We start from the raw sequence: 365 nt of genomic DNA on the forward strand, positions 1-365 counted from the left end.
GATGTGTCGGTGCCTGCGCATCCAGCCCAGCGGCTTCTATGCCTGGCAGAAGAACCCGCTGAGCCAACGGACCCGGGAAGATGTGCGGCAGACGAAGTTGATCCGGCAAGCCTGGAACGACAGCGGCAAAGTCTATGGCTACCGCAAGTTGCACGACGACCTACTGGATCAGGGCGAGACCTGCTGCCCGAACCGTGTTGCCCGGTTGACGAGGCTGGCAGGCATCAAGGCGCAGATCGGTTACAAGCGGCGGCCGGGAAGCTATGGCGGCAAGCCATCCCGGGCGGTCGACAATACTCTGGACCGGCAGTTCGACGTCGCTGCCCCCGACAGGGCCTGGGTGACCGACATCACCTACATCCGCA

At 63.6% G+C, this 365-nt stretch carries 1 protein-coding gene; it reads left to right on the forward strand.

What is annotated here, in order from left to right; genetic code table 11:
* A partial coding sequence (locus ACYPYD_RS25780) for an IS3 family transposase (protein WP_459666410.1) occupies nt 1-365 on the forward strand: 365 nt, incomplete at both ends.

This window comes from Novosphingobium sp. 11B, from assembly GCF_054589055.1.